The sequence below is a fragment of the Fibrobacter sp. UBA2449 genome, from assembly GCF_002342555.1.
GTDB lineage: Bacteria > Fibrobacterota > Fibrobacteria > Fibrobacterales > Fibrobacteraceae > Fibrobacter.
Genome location: NZ_DDQF01000006.1, coordinates 239,692 through 257,104, shown reverse-complemented (window position 1 = coordinate 257,104; position 17,413 = coordinate 239,692). Strand labels below are relative to the sequence as shown.

The following is a 17,413-nucleotide window of genomic DNA, read 5'->3' as shown; positions in this document are numbered from 1 at the left end:
GACTACCTTTTTAATAGAATTTTGATTATATTTAGGGTATGAAATACCTGACCCTAGAAAAATCCCTTGATGCCTGGCGAGCCCTTCAGCCGATTTCGGAAGATGACAAGGCCCGCCTCGCTCGCCGTTTTTCGGTCGATTTCAACTACAACAGCAACCACATCGAGGGCAACACACTCACTTACGGGCAGACGGAGATTCTTCTGCTTTTTGGGAAGGTCATTGGTGAGGCGAATGTGCGGAGTGTGCAGGAGATGGTCGCGAGCGAGGTCTCGCTCAAGATGATGATGGCAGAGTCATGTATCAAGGAAACCCCACTCACCCAACATTTCATAAGGGGCTTACACCGCACATTGCTGCGTGAAGATTATTCCGTTCATCGTGAACTACCTGGAGGAATGCAAGTTGGGTATGTGGTTCATGCAGGGCAGTACAAGACTCGCCCGAACAGTGTCATTACACGATATGGCGACCGATTCGTTTATGCATCCCCAGAAGAAACGCCTGCGTTGATGACGGATCTTGTCGACTGGTACAACGATGCCGAAAATGAGGGCAAGTTGTCACCAGTCGAGTTGGCTGCTTTGTTCCATTACCGCTATATCAGGATTCATCCGTTCGAGGACGGCAATGGCAGAATTGCTCGGTTGCTCGTCAATTACATTTTGGCGAAACACGATATTCCCATGGTTGTAGTCCGTAGTCGAAAGAAGGACGAATATCTGGAGGCTTTGCATGCCGCCGATTTGAAGGTGGGATCTGCGCCTAGTTCTGGTGCGAGGGCTTCGTTGCGAGCGATAGCCCCGTTCCTCAAGTATTTCCGTAACATGGTTACGCAAGAAATTGATGCCGATGTTCAGTTTCTCACAAGGCGTGGCGAAAACATCTGGTGGTATGATGGAGAATGCATTGAGTTTCGCACACCGAACTACGGTAAAATACTTGATATGATGCAGAGCGAACCGGTGCTGACGATTGCTGAAATCCAGAGAAAACTCGGCATACAGAAATCAGCTGTCGATAAACTTGTCCAGCATCTTCTTGACAAACACTATGTCGAGCGAGGGAAAGAGGACGGCTCCTGGCACGTGTTTATCACGCCGTCTGTTTAGTGCGTAAAGGTGGTATTATACCACCTTTTTCTATGAAAAATCTGCTTCCCCCTCCATAGTCTAGATTGGAATAAGGCCTAACACCTGGAAAATGGTGATTTTACGCAAATTTGGGGCTTGTGAGCCTGGTTCTTTGTAAAATTTTCGTTCCGGCCGCCCTTTTTTAAGTTATTTTTAGATTGGAAAAAGAGTTTTGCTCTTGTTCTCCAATCGAAATCTCGACCATTTCTTTGAACGAGGACAAGGCGAACGCTCACGCAGGTATGCCATTTTGCGGTGTGCCTCGGTTTGTCGTATCAGCTGTTTGGCTGATTTATGGCCGCATAAGCCAATGACAACAGCCCGTTTGGGGCGTGGGTCGTTTGCGTTTATCGTTCAAGGCTGTCGAGAGCCCCGATTGGATAGATGCATCGACCTGCGCCTTTTTTGTTTTTGCACAGAAATAGGCAATCCTTGCAGAACCGAGCGAACTCCGGAAGTTGAAGCGGAGGCTACGATGGCTGGAAAGAAAAAGGCGAAGTCTACAGTGAAGAGTCAAAAGTGGGAACACATCCACTTTGTAGGAAGGGTTGCTCTAGAGTGGCCTAGACCTTTGGCTTACCGTTTCGTGCCTTTTTGTCGCGTCAAACAGATGTTCAAAGATAATAAAATTACATTCATATCTCCTGAAAAATGGACTGATCCCTATGAGAAGAAATATTTAAATGTTCGGGTTAATGGAAAAAACGTTCTTCCTAATATCGCTTGTTTATGTTTTAAGACATCATTGAATGATAATTCCGCAGCTTTTTGGGAATCCAAACGAAAAGATGGTGAGCCTGTAATTCGGTTAACATTTGACTTGTGTGAACTTTGGAATGTTTTGAACGAGTTTGCAGAAGAAAACAATGGTGTAGAAATTTATGTAAGTTTAGCTAATTATGTAAGCATTCAAACAATTAATCACGCTTATCAAGATTCTAGTATTATGAAATCAGACTTGCGAGAATCTTATATTCGGTTAATGAGTCTTAAGAGAGCTGCTTACAAATATGAAGATGAACTGCGAATTTTTATTACATGGGAAAAGAACGATAAAAATAAGGTTTTTGATGAATTTAAAAAGAAGAAAATCCTAAGAATTGATTTGAACGAGAGCCAAATAATCAAAAAGATATTGTTGGATCCCGTTTTACCCAAGATAGAAACTGCGATACAATTGAATCTATTAGAAAAAAAAGATGTAAAGAAGTTTCGAGAAATAGAAAAAAATTTTATGGAGAATAAAATTTTTAAGGGAATAGAAATTAGAAAATCCTCATTTGCTAAATGTAAAGAAGGTCCGAAGAGCATTGAATATCCGTTGCTATTAAAAGAAAATGTTGAAAAAGATAAGATTGCCGTAGCGGTAATCAACTGGGATATGACAGACGAAATGAATGAAGACAATGCTTCATTATATATAGCGGATGCGTTTAGCGAATATCAAAAGAATCCCGTCACATGGAATCGAAATCCAAAATTCTTTTATCATTCCGAGGAACGCAGAAGACAACGAGAGCTGAAATCTCGAGTTGCCAAGGTTAATCACGTTTGGATAGTTGGTTATAACACGAATGCATCGATTCCTTTAGACGGTTTAGACTCTGATTATTATGAAATAAAGAGAATTGGTGATGATGACATTAATTTGATAAAATCAAAAGAAAAAATTCCCTTCTCGACACTATGCTTGGATTCTGGTAAACTTCCAAATTCGGTAGAAGATGATGCGATAACCTTTATTCTTCTTGAAGACCTGATGGAGGAATAATTATGAAGATTTTTCTTAGAAGTTTCATGCTTGGTACTTTATGCTGTTTCTCATCGACCTTGGCTGCACCCCACATTTGGGATGGATCTGCTGATACAACTTGGTTTACGGGTGGTGTGGGATCGTATGAAATAACTACGCCGGAACAGTTGGCTGGCCTTGCTAAAATGGTGAATGATGGAATACATAATTTTGAAGCAATAAAAATAACATTGGGTGCAGACATTTTTTTGAATGATACTTCGGGAGCAGGTGATGGTTCATGGAAAAATAAATTCCACCGCAATTGGACCCCTATTAAGGGATTCAAGGGGAACTTTGATGGCTCAGCTGGAGAAGAAAATCACAAAATCTATGGTTTGTATGTAAATAGTAGTAGTTCAGATTATGTTGGACTCTTCGGTTCGGTTAGCAATGCGAGAATTAGTAATCTTGACATTCTTGTAGGCGATATTTGGGGAAGATACGATGTTGGTGCTCTTGCAGGCTCTGCTAATGGTGGTTCAGTGACAAATGTCCGAACGGAAGTCAATGTGAATGGATTGGGCGATGTTGGAGGCCTTGTCGGTAATTCGAGTGGAACAATTTTGTCTTGCCATGTCAATGCCGCCGTTTATGGAGGGCTCAATGTTGGTGGCGTAGTTGGATATGCATCGGGATTAGTTGATCGTTCGCATCATATTGGTGGAAAAATAAGTGGAACAAGTCGTATTGGAGGATTGGTTGGTTACTCAACATCATCTATAGAAAATTCCTATTCAGAAGGAAATATAATTGGTAAAAAAACATATGTAGGAGGATTGGTCGGCTATGGCAAGAGTGTATATAATAGTCATGCCAAAGGATCTGTAAAAAGCGATTCTGGTTATGTTGGTGGTGTAGCTGGTTATATGACAGGAACTATTGATTCTTCTTATTATGTTGGCGGAGAAGTAAGCGGATTCAATTATATTGGTGGGGTGGTTGGTTATACAACATCATCTATTTTGAATTCCTATTCTAAAGGCGATGTGACTGGATTAAATGATTATGTAGGAGGTCTAATTGGGGGCGCGTATTACAATTATAGCGCTTCTATTGATACCTCAATAACGATTTTAGACAATTCGTATGCTATTGGTAACATAAAGGGTAATTCCTATGTTGGAGGATTAGTCGGACAAGATTCTATTTACAGGGCAAAGAATAATAGGAACCATATTGAACAGATTGTTCGAGATTCACATTCGCAGGGGCATGTAGAAGGAAAAATGTATGTTGGAGGCTTAATCGGCAAATCTTGTCACGGAGCCAAAGACTCAACATATAATCACAATTTTAGTGGAAAAATTGTTTCAAGTTACCATTCCGATGGTAGCGTGATTGGATCTTCAAATTATGTGGGAGGAATAGCAGGATTTACGGACTTCTCTATTACAAATAGTTCGTCCAGAGGAAATGTAAGCGGGGTTAGTTATGTCGGTGGCTTAGTTGGTGATTTTTGCAGTTCCAATGATTGTAATGCGGCTCATAAAATATCTAAAAGTTATGTCAATGGTTCTGTTCTGGGAACTTCTGACTATGTGGGGGGCATTGCTGGTCGTTCAAGAAGTGGGATAATAGATTCTTCTTATCATACAGAAGGCGATGTAAGGGGAGGCTCTTATGTAGGTGGATTGATAGGGCGTACTCTTTCACCTGTTACAAATTCTTTTTCCGAAGGAGATGTGGTTGGAACAGTATCATATATTGGGGGCTTGGTCGGTTATTCATATAATCGGACAAATTCAAAAGCAATTTCAAATTGTTATGCAAAAGGATCAATAAGCGGTGATTCTAATTATGTGGGTGGGGTTGCTGGATATGTGGACTATACAGTAGGAGGAATAGATTCTAGTTATCATATAGGTGGTGATGTGAGTGGCTTGAGTTATGTAGGTGGTTTGGTTGGTTACACTCGCGTTGCTATTATTGCTTCTCATTCTGAAGGAAATGTGACGGGAAAAAGTGTGTATGTTGGAGGCTTGGTTGGTTATAGTGAGAGTGGGAGTGAGAGTGGGGAAAAGGTTGGAATATTTAAAAGCTATACAAAAGGAAATGTAAAAAGCGATTCCAGTTATGTGGGCGGTGTCGGCGGTTATATGACAACTCTGGTTGATTCTTCGTATCATATAGGCGGTGATATAAATGGAACTAGTTATGTGGGTGGATTAGTCGGATATACTACTTCTTTTGTCGCTAATTCTTATTCCGAGGGTGATGTAATAGGAATAGGGAACAATGTAGGTGGCTTGATTGGCTTTGCATTTGGTAAATTTTACGCATCAATGCCGATTTTGGAAAATTCGCGTGCTTTTGGCAACGTAAAAGGCTTCGATTATATTGGCGGACTTATTGGACAAGATTCCGTTCGAAATCTTATGACTAGATATATTCATAATTCACATTCGCAAGGACGCGTGGAAGGGAACATGTATGTTGGGGGTGTTATAGGTAAATTAAATTATAACATGAGTTCCTCTAATACAAACGACACCTTTATTGGACAAATTATTTCAAGTGGTCATTCTGATGGAGATGTTACTGGGATGTCAAATTATGTAGGAGGTGTTGCTGGCTATTTTAATGGGTTTATAGATTCATGTTACCATGTTGGTGGTGATGTGGTAGGAGATGGAAATTATGTAGGTGGGTTAGTTGGCTTGTCTTTGTATTATTTTTGGCGCTTTAACAGCAATTCTCCTGAAAATATAAGCGCTTTGAGTAATTCTTATGTTTCTGGAAATGTGAAAGGCGAAGATTATGTTGGTGGGCTTGTTGGGTTAGACTCTATTTATATAGGATATGCACCATCTATTGATGTAAATCGATACATTCGAAATTCCTATTCGCAGGGAACAATAGAAGGGAAAAAATATGTCGGTGGACTTGTCGGTAAATCAAACTATGAAGTCGCCGGATCGGCAAGCAACAAAAGGTTTAGCGGAGAGATCGTTTCTAGTTATCATTCTGATGGAAATGTCATCGGAACACAAGACTATGTTGGTGGAATTGCGGGGGATGTTTATGAGTCTATTGATTCCTGCCATCATGCTTTTGGTGATGTAAACGGAGCGGGCTATGTCGGTGGATTGGCTGGCAAATCTTCAACAATTACCAACTCATATTCTGAAGGAGATGTGTTTGGAACAAAATCGTATGTTGGTGGCTTAGTTGGTTCTGGTAATGTATCAAAAAGTTATGTCAAAGGGGCTGTCAGAAGTGATTCCAGCCATGTGGGGGGAGTTGCTGGTAACGGCAGTATAGATTCTTCATACCATATAGGTGGAAGTGTATGTGGAGCTGGTTACGTAGGAGGCTTAACAGGAGACTCGAAGGTCGCAAATTCATATTCCGAAGGGGATGTGATTGGAACAAAATCGTATGTCGGAGGTTTGACTGGTTCAGGTGGAGTATCAAAAAGTCACGCCAAGGGATCTGTAAGAAGTGATTCTAGCTATGTAGGTGGAGTTACAGGTGCCGGTAATGTTGATTCTTCATACCATATAGGCGGTGATATAAGTGGAGCCGGTTATGTCGGAGGCTTAGCTGGAAGATCTTCGAAAATAACCAACTCTTACTCTGAAGGGAATGTGGGGGGGACAAAAACGTACGTCGGCGGATTGGTTGGTTACGTTAGCGGTAATGACATTCAGAAAAGCTACTCCAAAGGAACTGTGAAAAGTGATTCTAGTTACGTAGGCGGCGTTGTGGGGTATATTTATGGAGGAATAGACTCTAGTTACCATATAGGAGGTAATGTAATCGGTGCAGGTTATGTTGGTGGACTAGTTGGTTATGCGTCATCTTCTGTTAAAAGTTCATATTCTGAAGGGGATGTGATTGGAACGACTTATGTCGGCGGCTTAGTTGGTTCCGGTGGTGCCATAACAAAAAGTTATGTCAAGGGTTCAGTAGTTGGTGATTCTAGTTACGTAGGTGGAATTATTGGATATGCAAAATATAATGAGGAAGGTATAGATTCAGTCTATCATACAGAAGGCAATGTGATTGGGACGAATTATGTAGGAGGCCTGGCCGGATATTCTGGACGTTCTATCACAAATTCCTATTCAACGGCCTTTTATGTAAAGGGTGTAGATATGGTCGGTGGCTTGGTTGGGCAAAATAGAGAGAATATTGTTGCGTCTTATTTTATAGGAGATTCCGTTATAGGTAATAGCGAAATAGGCGGTCTTGTTGGTTATGTTTATAATAATGGCAGCGTTGATAGCTCTTATTCCATAGCGCATGTTAAAGGGAACAATAATATCGGCGGGCTTATTGGAAGTGTGAGAGGTAATGTTTCTAATTCTTATGCAACTGGTAATGTTATAGGTGATGCTGATTCTCCTTTGAGCTGCGATAATTTGGGAGGACTTGTTGGTTATCAATTTAAAGGATCTGTGAGCAAATCATTGGCTTTGGGAAATGTTTCAGGAGATACCAAAATAGGTGGATTAATTGGTCGTTTTGATGGATCAAATATTTCTCAATCATACGCAGGCGGCAATGTAAAAGGGAAATACCACACTGGTGGTCTAGTGGGTTATGGTACTGGTTCGATGGACGAAGTTTACGCTAGTGGTATCCCGAGTTTTGAAGTAAATCCTGTTTATACGGGTTGTATCATTGGATATGTAAATGGTTCTTTGTCTATTTCAAAATCGTATTATGATAAAACAAAATGCAATTTAGGTGTTGATGGTGGAGAAAATGTTGCAAATGTTTCGGGAACTCCTGGAAAGACAACTGCTGAAATGCAATATCAGCCTACTTTTGAAGATTGGGATTTTACAAACACATGGCAAATAGAAGATGGTTCATATCCGTATTTATGGGTGATTGCGAATTCCCTTGCAATGTCGGTTGTTTCAACCGAATCTCTCGAAGATGTTGTTTATGATGGGATGCCGAAAACACCTCGAGTGACAAAGGTTTCCTTTTTGGGAAAAACTCTGGTTGAAAACGTTGATTACACTGTTAGATATGAAAGAAATATCAATGCAGGGACTGCAAAAATAAGCGTTTGCGGTATAAACCTATATAACAGCTGTAAAAATATTGAATTTGAAATAATTCCTATCTCTATAAGTCTAACAATTGCGTCCATTGAAAACATGACTTATACCGGTGAGGCGTTGACTCCAAACATAACTGTTTATAATGGGGAATCTATACTTGAAGCCACAAATTATATGGTTGAATATACAAATAATTTGAATGCAGGGACTGCTTCTGTTACGGTGACTATGAAAGGCAACTATGTTGGGTCTGCAACTGCAACCTTTACAATTGAAAAGGCAACGCCTGTAATTAGCCAGAATCCAAAGGCGAGTGATGTCTTAATTGGTGAAACTCTTGCGTTGTCTAATCTTTCAGGTGGAATTTCAAATGTAGGGGGGGCGTTTGTGTGGAAGACTCCCGAAGTTAAACCGACGATTGAAAATGAAGGCTATGCTGTGAAGTTTATCCCGACGGATGTAGACAATTATTATTTCGTTGAAATGATAATTCCTATAAAGGTTTGGGATGTTGCTTATGTAGCTGTTCATTTAGGTGATATGACTCTTGATAGTGCTGTTGTAATAAAGGGAAGAGGTTACGTATTACCGGCTGCTTCTGATAGTGTTGGCTACGATTTTGCAGGATTTTATAATGGGACTTCAAAAGTCGGTGATTCAGGAGATCAAATTATTGTGAATGAGAATACAGTCCTTGATGCGGTTTACGAGATAAAAACATTTGTTGTGAAATTTGTAAATGGTGATAGCGTATTGCAATCTGAAGAATTGGTATATGGCTCGTTGCCTGAATATACAGGCGAAACGCCGACCAAGGCGGCGACGGACCAATACACCTATATGTTCAAGGGCTGGAGTCCGACAATTGCAAATGTGAGCGGTGCGAAAACCTATACCGCAGTATTTGATAGCGTAGTGAATAAATATCTGATTACGTTTATGCATGGTGAAAATGAACTGCAAAGCGATGAAGTTGAATATGGGAAAACGCCTACGGAGCCAATGGTGACTTTGCCTAAGAATACCGCTCAATATACATATAGCTTTGATGGTTGGGACAAGCCAATTGTAGCCGTTACGGGAGCAGAAACATACTATGCTGTAATTAATAGGACTTTAAACAAGTATGAGATAACCTTCAAGGATTATGATGGTTCTATTTTAAAAACTGCCGTTCAGTATGATTATGGAACCCCATCGATAAATATTGTTAAACCGTCAAATTCGGTAAGACAGGAAACTGCAAAATACACTTACACATTCAAGGGTTGGAGCCCGACTATTGCAGATGTGACTGAGAATGCTGTTTACGTTGCCGAATATGACAGCACCATTCAAGAATATCAGATTGTCTTTGTCAATGGAAATGATGAACTTCAATCGGAAATGGTTTTGTATGGAGAAGTTCCCTCCTACAAAGGAATGACTCCGAAAAAACAGGTGAATGCTCAGTGGACATATACATTCAATGGATGGAGTCCTGTAGTTTCATCTGTTGTTGGTCCAACAACCTACGCGGCAGTATTTGATAGTGTCATAAATAAGTACGAAGTGGTTTTTAAAGATTATGATGGTTCTGTTTTGAAGGCTGCTGTTCAGTATGATTATGGAACATCTTCGATAAATATTGCTAAGCCAGCTAATCCGACAAGGCAAGAAACGGTAAAATACACTTACTCATTCAAGGGGTGGAATCCGATTATTGCTGATGTAATGGAAAACGCCGTTTACATCGCTGAATATGACAGCACTATTCGAGGTTATCAGATTCTCTTTGTTGATGGCAATGATGAACTTCTATCGGAAACAGTTGCATATGGAGAAATTCCTACGTATAATGATGTAGAACCATCTAAACCGTCAACTGCTCAGTATACTTACACGTTTAAGGGATGGACTCCGTCAATTAGCTCAGTGACAGATAATGCTACTTACACGGCTGTGTTTGATAGCTCACTTAGAAAATATAGTGTTTCTTTTGTGTCTGACGGGTCTGTTTTGGAAACGGCTAGTGTTGCTTACGGAGATACTCCCAAATATTTGGGTGAAAATCCAACAAAGCCTTCGACTAAATCTTATTCTTATGAATTTATCGGATGGTCGCCTAATCCTGGTCCAATCGAAAAAGATGTGAAATATACAGCAGTCTTTGATAGCACCCTGATAACTGGAATTGTTGACGCAAGCTTTGCCAATCAAGGTTTGTCTGTGGATGCTGTGAATCGAAATATTCATATTTCGGAGGCGTCAATCGGTGAAATCTACGTGATTTTTGATATGCAGGGTCGGGTACTTCGAAAAGGACGTGTTGATTCGTCTGACTTCAATATTACAATGCCGATTGCGGGTAATTACTTGGTGAAGATTGGATATCAGTTACGGCGTGTTAATGTAAGGTAGTGGTGCTGCGCATGACTACTGAATAAAAAGTTCATATTCTGCCGAAAATACGGGAAACCCTTAGGTTTTAAACAAAAACGCCCCTGCTCAGAGCTACTTGAGCGGGGGCGCAATCGTTCCCAAAGAGACACAAGGAGGGAATTGGATTTTTGCTTCAACCAGACAAGCCCGGGTCTAAAAGCTATGGCAACAATTAGAATTAGACTTGTCTAACTAAAAGTTAGATATATCTAACTGCAAAAACAAGGGCAAAAAAGCCAAAATAATGTAAATTTTCTGTTTCAAAGTTAGATATGTCTAAAAAAGTATGGCTATTGTAATATTTTTAGCCTTGCCTAATTAGTTTTATTAAACTATATTAGCCTCGTCTAAATAAGGCTAGTTGATATGGACCATACAAAACTGACTCAAAGCTTAGAAGACTACTTGGAAATGGTGCACATGCTGCGCCTGGCGAACGGGCTTGCCCGCGTCAAGGATATTGCGGCGGCTCTCGGCGTGAAAATGCCGTCGGTCGCAAAGGCCATGGTGGAACTCAAGAAGATGGGCCTTGTGAGGCAGGAACCCTACAGCGGCGTGGAACTCACCGAAGAGGGCGAACGCGTTGCCGCCATGATTTTAAACCGTCATATTCTTCTGAAGGGTTTCCTGATTAAGTTGGGCGTGTCCGAAGCGATTGCCGACAAGGATGCTTGCAGCATGGAACATATCCTTTCGGCAGAAACTCTCGGTAAGATTGAAGATTTTGTGAAGCCGACGGACGCGATTTCGTCGGCTAAAAAATTAAAACCCGCCGCGAAAAACGGCAAAAAAACAGGTGAAAAGTAACATGAGCTGTAATTGTGGTTGCGGCGGCAAGTCGCATACGAAAAAATGGAGTACCGAGCCCAAGTTCTCGGAACTCAAGAAGGGCGACAAGGTAGAGATTGTCGGTTATAACGAGGGCGATTCTGCTTATAAGTCCAAGTTGCTTTCGATGGGCCTTGTGCGTGGCGTGCAGATTGAAGTCTTGCAGGCGGCCCCGCTCGGCGACCCGATCGAAGTTGCTGTGCTTTCGTACAGACTCTCGCTCCGCAAAGAAGAAGCCAACGTTCTCAAGCTGAGGAGGGTATAATGGCTGCCAGAAAACTTTTGACGATTGCAATTGCCGGTAACCCGAACTGCGGTAAGACGGCTCTCTTTAACGCCCTTACGGGTGCACGCCAGCATGTGGGTAACTGGCCTGGCGTGACGGTCGAAAAGAAGGAAGGTTACTTTGAACTGGGCGACCGCCAGATTCGCCTGGTGGACCTTCCGGGTACTTACGCTTTGTTCGCAAATGCCGAAGACGAACGCGCTGCTGTCGACTACTTGCTCAGCCGCGAAGCGAGCCTGATTATCAACATTGTCGATGCGACGAACCTGGAACGCAACCTGTTCCTTACGAGCCAGCTTGCCGACATGAAGATTCCGATGGTGATTGCCGTCAACATGATGGACATTGCCGAAAATCGCGGAATCCAGCTGGATCTCGACGAACTTTCTGATTTTTACGGCGTGCCGTGCATTCCGCTTTCTGCCGTGAGCGAAAAGAGCGTCACCAATTTCATTAGCCAAATGGGCCATGTGCTTGCGAGCCCGATGCCGCTCCCGAAGCGGATGGTTTATGGCGACAAGGTCGAAGAAGCCGTAAAGGTGTTGGAACCGAAGGTGGCACCAGTTGCAAAGCTCTTGGATGCGGATGCTCGCTGGGTTTCGCTTATGTATTTGGGCAACGAGAAGAGCTATGCGGATAAGTTTGCCGAAGCGGGCGTGAAGCTCGACAAGGCCGAAGTCGTGAAGATCCTGGGCGAAGAGCCGGAATTTGCGATGGCTGAAAACCGCTACTCCATTTCGCACGAGGTAGCGGGGAAGGCAACTGTTTCTGTGCGTGCCAAGAAAACTTTCTCGGACAAGCTTGACGCGGTGCTTTTGAACCGCTGGGCGGCACTCCCGATTTTCTTGGTCATCATGTATCTGGTGTTCTGGATTGCGGTGACTATCGGTTCTGCGTTCATTGATTTCTTTGACGTGCTGTTCGGTGCGATTTTCGTGGATGGCCTCGGCTACCTGCTGGGCGATGTACTCGGCTGCCCCTCCTTTGTCACGGCAGTTCTCGCCGACGGTATCGGTGCCGGTATCCAGACGGTTTCGACCTTCATCCCGGTCATCTTCTTCATGTTCCTGTGCCTTTCGTTCCTCGAAGACTCGGGTTACATGGCCCGCGCGGCTTTCGTTGCAGACCGTTTCATGAGATTCCTCGGGCTCCCCGGTCGTGCCTTCGTGCCGATGATGGTGGGCTTCGGTTGCGGCGTGCCGGCCATTATGGGCACCCGCGTGCTGGAATCCAAGCGTGAACGCTTCCTCACCATCTTCTTGGTGCCGTTCATGAGCTGCGGCGCACGCCTCCCGGTGTATGCACTGTTTGCGGCGGCATTCTTCGGCAAGATGGCGGGCACGGTGGTGTTCCTGCTTTACCTCGCCGGTGTGCTGTTCGCCATCGCTTACGGTTTGTTCCTGAAGAGGTCGCTTTTCCAGGGCCAGGCTTCTAACTTTGTGATGGAACTTCCGCCGTATCACTTGCCCAAGTTCAAGTCCTTGATGATTCACTGCTGGCAGCGCCTACGCGATTACATCTGGCGCGCCGGTAAGGTGATTACGCTTGCGGTTGCCGTGCTTGGCTTCCTCAACAGTTTCGGTATTGTCGAGAAGATGTATGTCGATGTTGACGGCAAGACGACCGAAATTGTCCAGGCCGAAGACGGCTACCAGATGGTCAAGGAAAATGAAGAAGGCGAGACTGAAAACGTCGCTCTCCCCGAAGGTTTCGTTGTTGACGAATCCAAGGTGGTGAAGTCCAACGAGTTCACTGCCGGTAACGGCGACTCCGAAAACAGCTTGCTTTCTATAATCGGTAAGGCCATTACGCCGGTATTCGAACCCTTCGGTGTCGAAAAAGAAAACTGGCCTGCATCCGTGTCGCTGTTCACTGGCCTGTTGGCCAAGGAAGCTGTTATCGGTACCATGAACTCCCTCTATTCCATGGTGGGGGAGAATGCCGAGGCTCCTGCAGATGGTTCGACAAGCTCCGCAACCGATAAGGTCACTGAGCCTGCCGAAGTGACCGTCGCAAAGGAAAAGGCTGAAGAACCCGCACCGGAAAAAGTTGCCGTTGCTGACTCTGCTGCTACAGATAGCGTGAAGGCTGATTCGACAGTCGCCGCTGTTGCTGACTCCGCTGCAACTGATAGCGCTGTGGTTGCCGATAGTGCCGCAGCACTTGCTGAATCCGCAGAAGTTGTTGCCGAAGCCGCTCCTGCCGAAGAAAAGCCGCTTATCGCCGGCATCGATGAATGTCCCGTCGAAGAAGAGGAAGAAGGTGGCGCACCCGACATCAAGGGCGCCGTGCTCGAAGCCCTCGGCTCAATTCCTACTAACCTCGCCGAAGTCTTCGGTTCGCTTACCGACCCGCTGGGAACCTCCGGCGAATTGGAAGGCCAGGAAGCCGCCGAACTCAAGAAGGAAACTCTTGACAAGATTACCGACGCCAAGGTGCTGACCTGCGAAGAATATGCAGCCATCGAAACCTTCGGCGAAGAAGAGGAAGACGAAAAGACCCGCGAAGCCGTGTTTGCTAAGCTCGCTGCCGCAGGTCTCGAACTCTCCGAAGACGAAATGGGCGCTCTCGAAGAAGGCGACCTTTCTGAAACCGCCGACATCTACGCCAACCTCCGCTCTTACTTCCACAATCCGGACAAGAACGGTAACCCGGTGGATGGCTTTAGCTGGCAGGTGTTTGCGTTCCTCATCTTCATCTTGCTTTACGTGCCGTGCCTTGCCGCCATGGGCGTGGTTACCCGTGAAATCGGCCTCGGTCTCGCCGTCCTCATGGCGACCGTGCAGACGCTCATTGCCTGGGCGATTGCCGTGCTCCTCTACCAGGTTCCTGTTGGCGGAAACATGACATGGATTGTCGCTGCCATCGTGGTGCTCGTGGGTACTGGAATCTTCCTCAAGCTCTTCGGCATGAAGGCGAATAAGGAAAAGCGCTTCGAAGACTAACGTTTGGAATCAAGAATAGGGCTGGTGGGCCCAAAACCTGCCAGCCCTTCATTAAGAAGTTTAAGTTAGACTAGACTAATAAATAAAATTTATAACAAAAAAACAATCTCATAGGAGAATACCTTACAATGAAATCTCGTTCTAATCTCTTGTTCGGCCTTGCAGCCGCCTCCGTGTTTGCGATGCCTGCATTCGCTCAGGAAGCCGCCCCTGCCGCCGAAGCCCCTGCTACAGCCCCCGTTGCTGAAGCTCCTGCCCAAGCTGCCCCGGCCCCTGCACAGGAAGCCCCTGCCGCAGCACCTGCAGAACAGGCTGCTCCAGCTCCCGCCGCAGAACAGGCAAAGGCCGAAGAACCGGCTCCCGCTGAAGAAAAGGCTCCTGCCGATGCTTCGGCAAGCTCAGCAACCGAAAACACGAATCCTGCCGAAGTGGCCAATGCCGCAGGTAACGCTCTCGACATGCTCAAGGCGAGCATGAGCGAAGAAACTTCTGCCGCCAACATGGAAGTCAAGTTCTCCGGCGAAGTCGAATTCGATGCCTACACGGGCGACGTTTTGAACGATGACGACCTGAACCATGAATACGCATCTACGTTCGACCTGAATGTGGAAGTGAAGTTCAACGAAAAGTGGTCTGCGTTCGTGGGCCTCGAAGCCGATGGCGAGACGGATAGCCCCGCTGCTGTCTATAACGGTGCCTACGTTCAGTACCAGCCGGCCGATTTCTTCGCCGTCAAGCTGGGTGACCTAACCTTCTCGGAAGGCGCGTTCAATGCCTACTACGGCTACGATGATCCGGCCGACAATGCTGCGGGCATGAAGGAACACGATATCCGCGGTCTTGAAATTGACTTGGCAGGCCTTGTGCTCGGTTTCGGTTTTGGTCGTGGCGATAATGATTTTGCCGATGACGAAGGCGCAAAGGTCTACGACATTCACGCTGCCTACGATTTCGATATCGCCGGTCAGCACCTGCGTCCGTTCGTTGACTACAAGAGCTTCCAGACGGCTCAGCACAACGAATTCCATGCCGGTGTCGAGGCGGGTCTGAATATCGGTGGCTTTGGCTTTAGGGCCGTGTACGGCTTCCATGCCGATTACCTGGGTGACGACGGCGATGTGGTTGATGGTCAGGACTGGACTTCTACCGCTCACGCCTTCTTGGTCGAGCCGACTTTTGAAGTGGGCATGTTCGATATCAAGACGACCGCCTTCTATGCCATCGTCGATAGGGGCGATGCCGTCGAAGATGCGAGCGACCTTGATAACGGCGAAATTCCGGAATACTTCTTCGTGTATGCCGAACCCGCCTTCAAGCTTGCTGAATTCATCAAGCTCGGCATTCCTGTAGAATACCACACCAATACCATGGATGATGACGATGATTCCGCCGCTACATTCGATGTCGGTGCCCGCGTCTACATTACGCCGGTGGAAAACCTCGAAATCATGGCCTTCGGCATGGTGGACATTCCCGTGCAGGATAACGAGGACGATACCGCACTGCGCTTCGGTCTCGAAACCGTATTCAGCTTCTAATTACTTCATAGAATGCCCAATAAAGGGACTGTGGCAAAAAGCCGCGGTCCTTTTTCTGTCTAAATGGAGTAGAAAAAAGCGCATCAAAAAACTCTATTTGGTGTGCATTTGTTTGCTATTGGAGACTTTTATGAGTAATGTAAGATCGACCGGAAAAAAAACATCGAATACGTTGGTCCGCGACCTGGTGAACGTGGGCATTTTTGCGGCGCTTTATATCGTGCTTGGTTTTATGTCGTCGAGCATCGGCTACATTCCCGCCCTTATTGTTTTTTCGACCGCGAGCATTGCGCTTGTGACGAGTGTTCCCATGTTCCTGTTCTATTCGAAAATAGAAAGGCCGATCCTGTGCTGTATGCTTTTTTGCGGCATTTTCGGGGGAGCAATGCTGGTGATGGGCCAGAGCGTTATCATGTTTGCGATAAGCCTTGCAGTTGGGCTACTGTCGGGAACAATTCTGAAAATCATAGGGAAAAATTTTGCCGGCTTGTACATGGCAAACATTGTCTTGAGCCTAATGAGTTCTTCGATGATGCTTCCGCTTTGGCTTTATACCGAGAAATATCTGGAATATACCCGTGGCATGTGCGACGAAGGTTACGTTGCGAAGCTAGCGGAACTTTCTAACAGTATCTGGCCCCTGGTCGGAATTTACACCTTCGGCATCTTGGGTGCCGTTATCGGTGGACTCGTGGCCCGCCGCATCATGAAAAAGCATTTTGAACGGATCGGTCTTGCCCGGTGAAATTGGACCCTCGGACAAAACTGTTCTTAACGATTGCGGGGAACAGTATCATTCTTTCCGCACCAGTGATTTACGGCGCCATGATTGTTGTTTTGCCGGCAGTTTTATTGGTGCTTGAAAAAAGATGGCGGTTTTCCCTGCTCTTTTCTTTCTTGTACGCAATATCTGCATTCAGTTTTGATTATTTAAAAACGATGGATGTCGGGCTGGCGGGCACGCTGTTTGTCTCGACGATGATGCTTGTTTCGCATGTGATGCCGATAAGCGTTATTTTTTACTATGTCATGACGACCACCAAGGTGAACGAGTTCATGGCGGGAATGTCGAAGATGCATATTCCTAACAAAGTGACGATTCCCTTAGCGGTGATGATTCGCTTTTTTCCGACCGTATTCGATGAAGCCCGCGATATCGGGAATGCAATGCGCATGCGGGGTATTCGCCTGTTCAGCCTGCGGACATTAAAGAACCCGCTTGCCATTTTGGAATACAGACTTATTCCGTTGCTGGTGTCGCTCACGAAAATCGGGGATGAACTTTCGGTGGCGGCGACGACGCGCGGACTTTCTCCAGAAACGAGACGCAGTTGCATTGTCAAAATCGGGTTCCACGTTCAAGATGTTGTCGTGTTTGTTTATTGTTTGGCCGTTGTAGTTTTATTCTGTTCTTGGTCAGTCCCTTAATTGTCATTCCCGTGAAGGCGG

9 protein-coding genes are annotated in these 17,413 nt (G+C 45.2%); all 9 read left to right on the top strand.

The annotated features are described in order from the left end of the window. The first annotated feature begins 38 nt into the window (after positions 1-38). The 9 genes from B4B27_RS04415 to B4B27_RS04375 all read left to right on the top strand — a co-directional run bounded on the left by B4B27_RS04415 (position 39) and on the right by B4B27_RS04375 (position 17,392). Positions 39-1,112: a Fic family protein gene (locus tag B4B27_RS04415; RefSeq protein WP_290724071.1), complete on the top strand. Its 1,074-nt coding sequence runs from the start codon at positions 39-41 to the stop codon at positions 1,110-1,112. Between the two features lie 496 nt (positions 1,113-1,608). After that, on the top strand, positions 1,609-2,904 hold the full coding sequence (locus B4B27_RS04410) for a hypothetical protein (RefSeq protein ID WP_290724069.1): 1,296 nt from the start codon (positions 1,609-1,611) through the stop codon (positions 2,902-2,904). A 2-nt stretch (positions 2,905-2,906) separates the two neighbouring features. Continuing rightward, on the top strand, positions 2,907-10,346 hold the full coding sequence (locus B4B27_RS04405; RefSeq protein ID WP_290724067.1) for a beta strand repeat-containing protein: 7,440 nt from the start codon (positions 2,907-2,909) through the stop codon (positions 10,344-10,346). Between the two features lie 387 nt (positions 10,347-10,733). Continuing rightward, complete coding sequence (locus tag B4B27_RS04400; RefSeq protein WP_173306332.1) at positions 10,734-11,174, top strand: metal-dependent transcriptional regulator; 441 nt, start codon at positions 10,734-10,736, stop codon at positions 11,172-11,174. A 1-nt stretch (position 11,175) separates the two neighbouring features. Beyond that, positions 11,176-11,460 (top strand): FeoA family protein, encoded by a 285-nt coding sequence (locus B4B27_RS04395; RefSeq protein ID WP_088637399.1) that lies wholly within the window; start codon positions 11,176-11,178, stop codon positions 11,458-11,460. After that, the gene (feoB, locus tag B4B27_RS04390; RefSeq protein WP_290724063.1) at positions 11,460-14,426 is read left to right on the top strand and encodes a ferrous iron transport protein B; all 2,967 of its coding nucleotides are present in this window, start codon (positions 11,460-11,462) and stop codon (positions 14,424-14,426) included. The genes B4B27_RS04395 and feoB overlap by 1 nt, the downstream gene beginning before the upstream one ends. Before the next feature lie 128 nt (positions 14,427-14,554). Next, positions 14,555-15,964 carry a hypothetical protein gene (locus B4B27_RS04385; RefSeq protein ID WP_290724062.1) on the top strand — a complete coding sequence of 470 codons (1,410 nt, stop codon included), beginning with the start codon at positions 14,555-14,557 and terminating at the stop codon, positions 15,962-15,964. 130 nt (positions 15,965-16,094) lie between these two features. Beyond that, positions 16,095-16,709, top strand: coding sequence for an MptD family putative ECF transporter S component (locus B4B27_RS04380; protein ID WP_073113606.1), 615 nt, complete (start codon positions 16,095-16,097; stop codon positions 16,707-16,709). Next, complete coding sequence (locus tag B4B27_RS04375; RefSeq protein ID WP_290724057.1) at positions 16,706-17,392, top strand: energy-coupling factor transporter transmembrane component T; 687 nt, start codon at positions 16,706-16,708, stop codon at positions 17,390-17,392. The genes B4B27_RS04380 and B4B27_RS04375 overlap by 4 nt, the downstream gene beginning before the upstream one ends. The last annotated feature ends 21 nt before the right edge of the window (positions 17,393-17,413 follow it).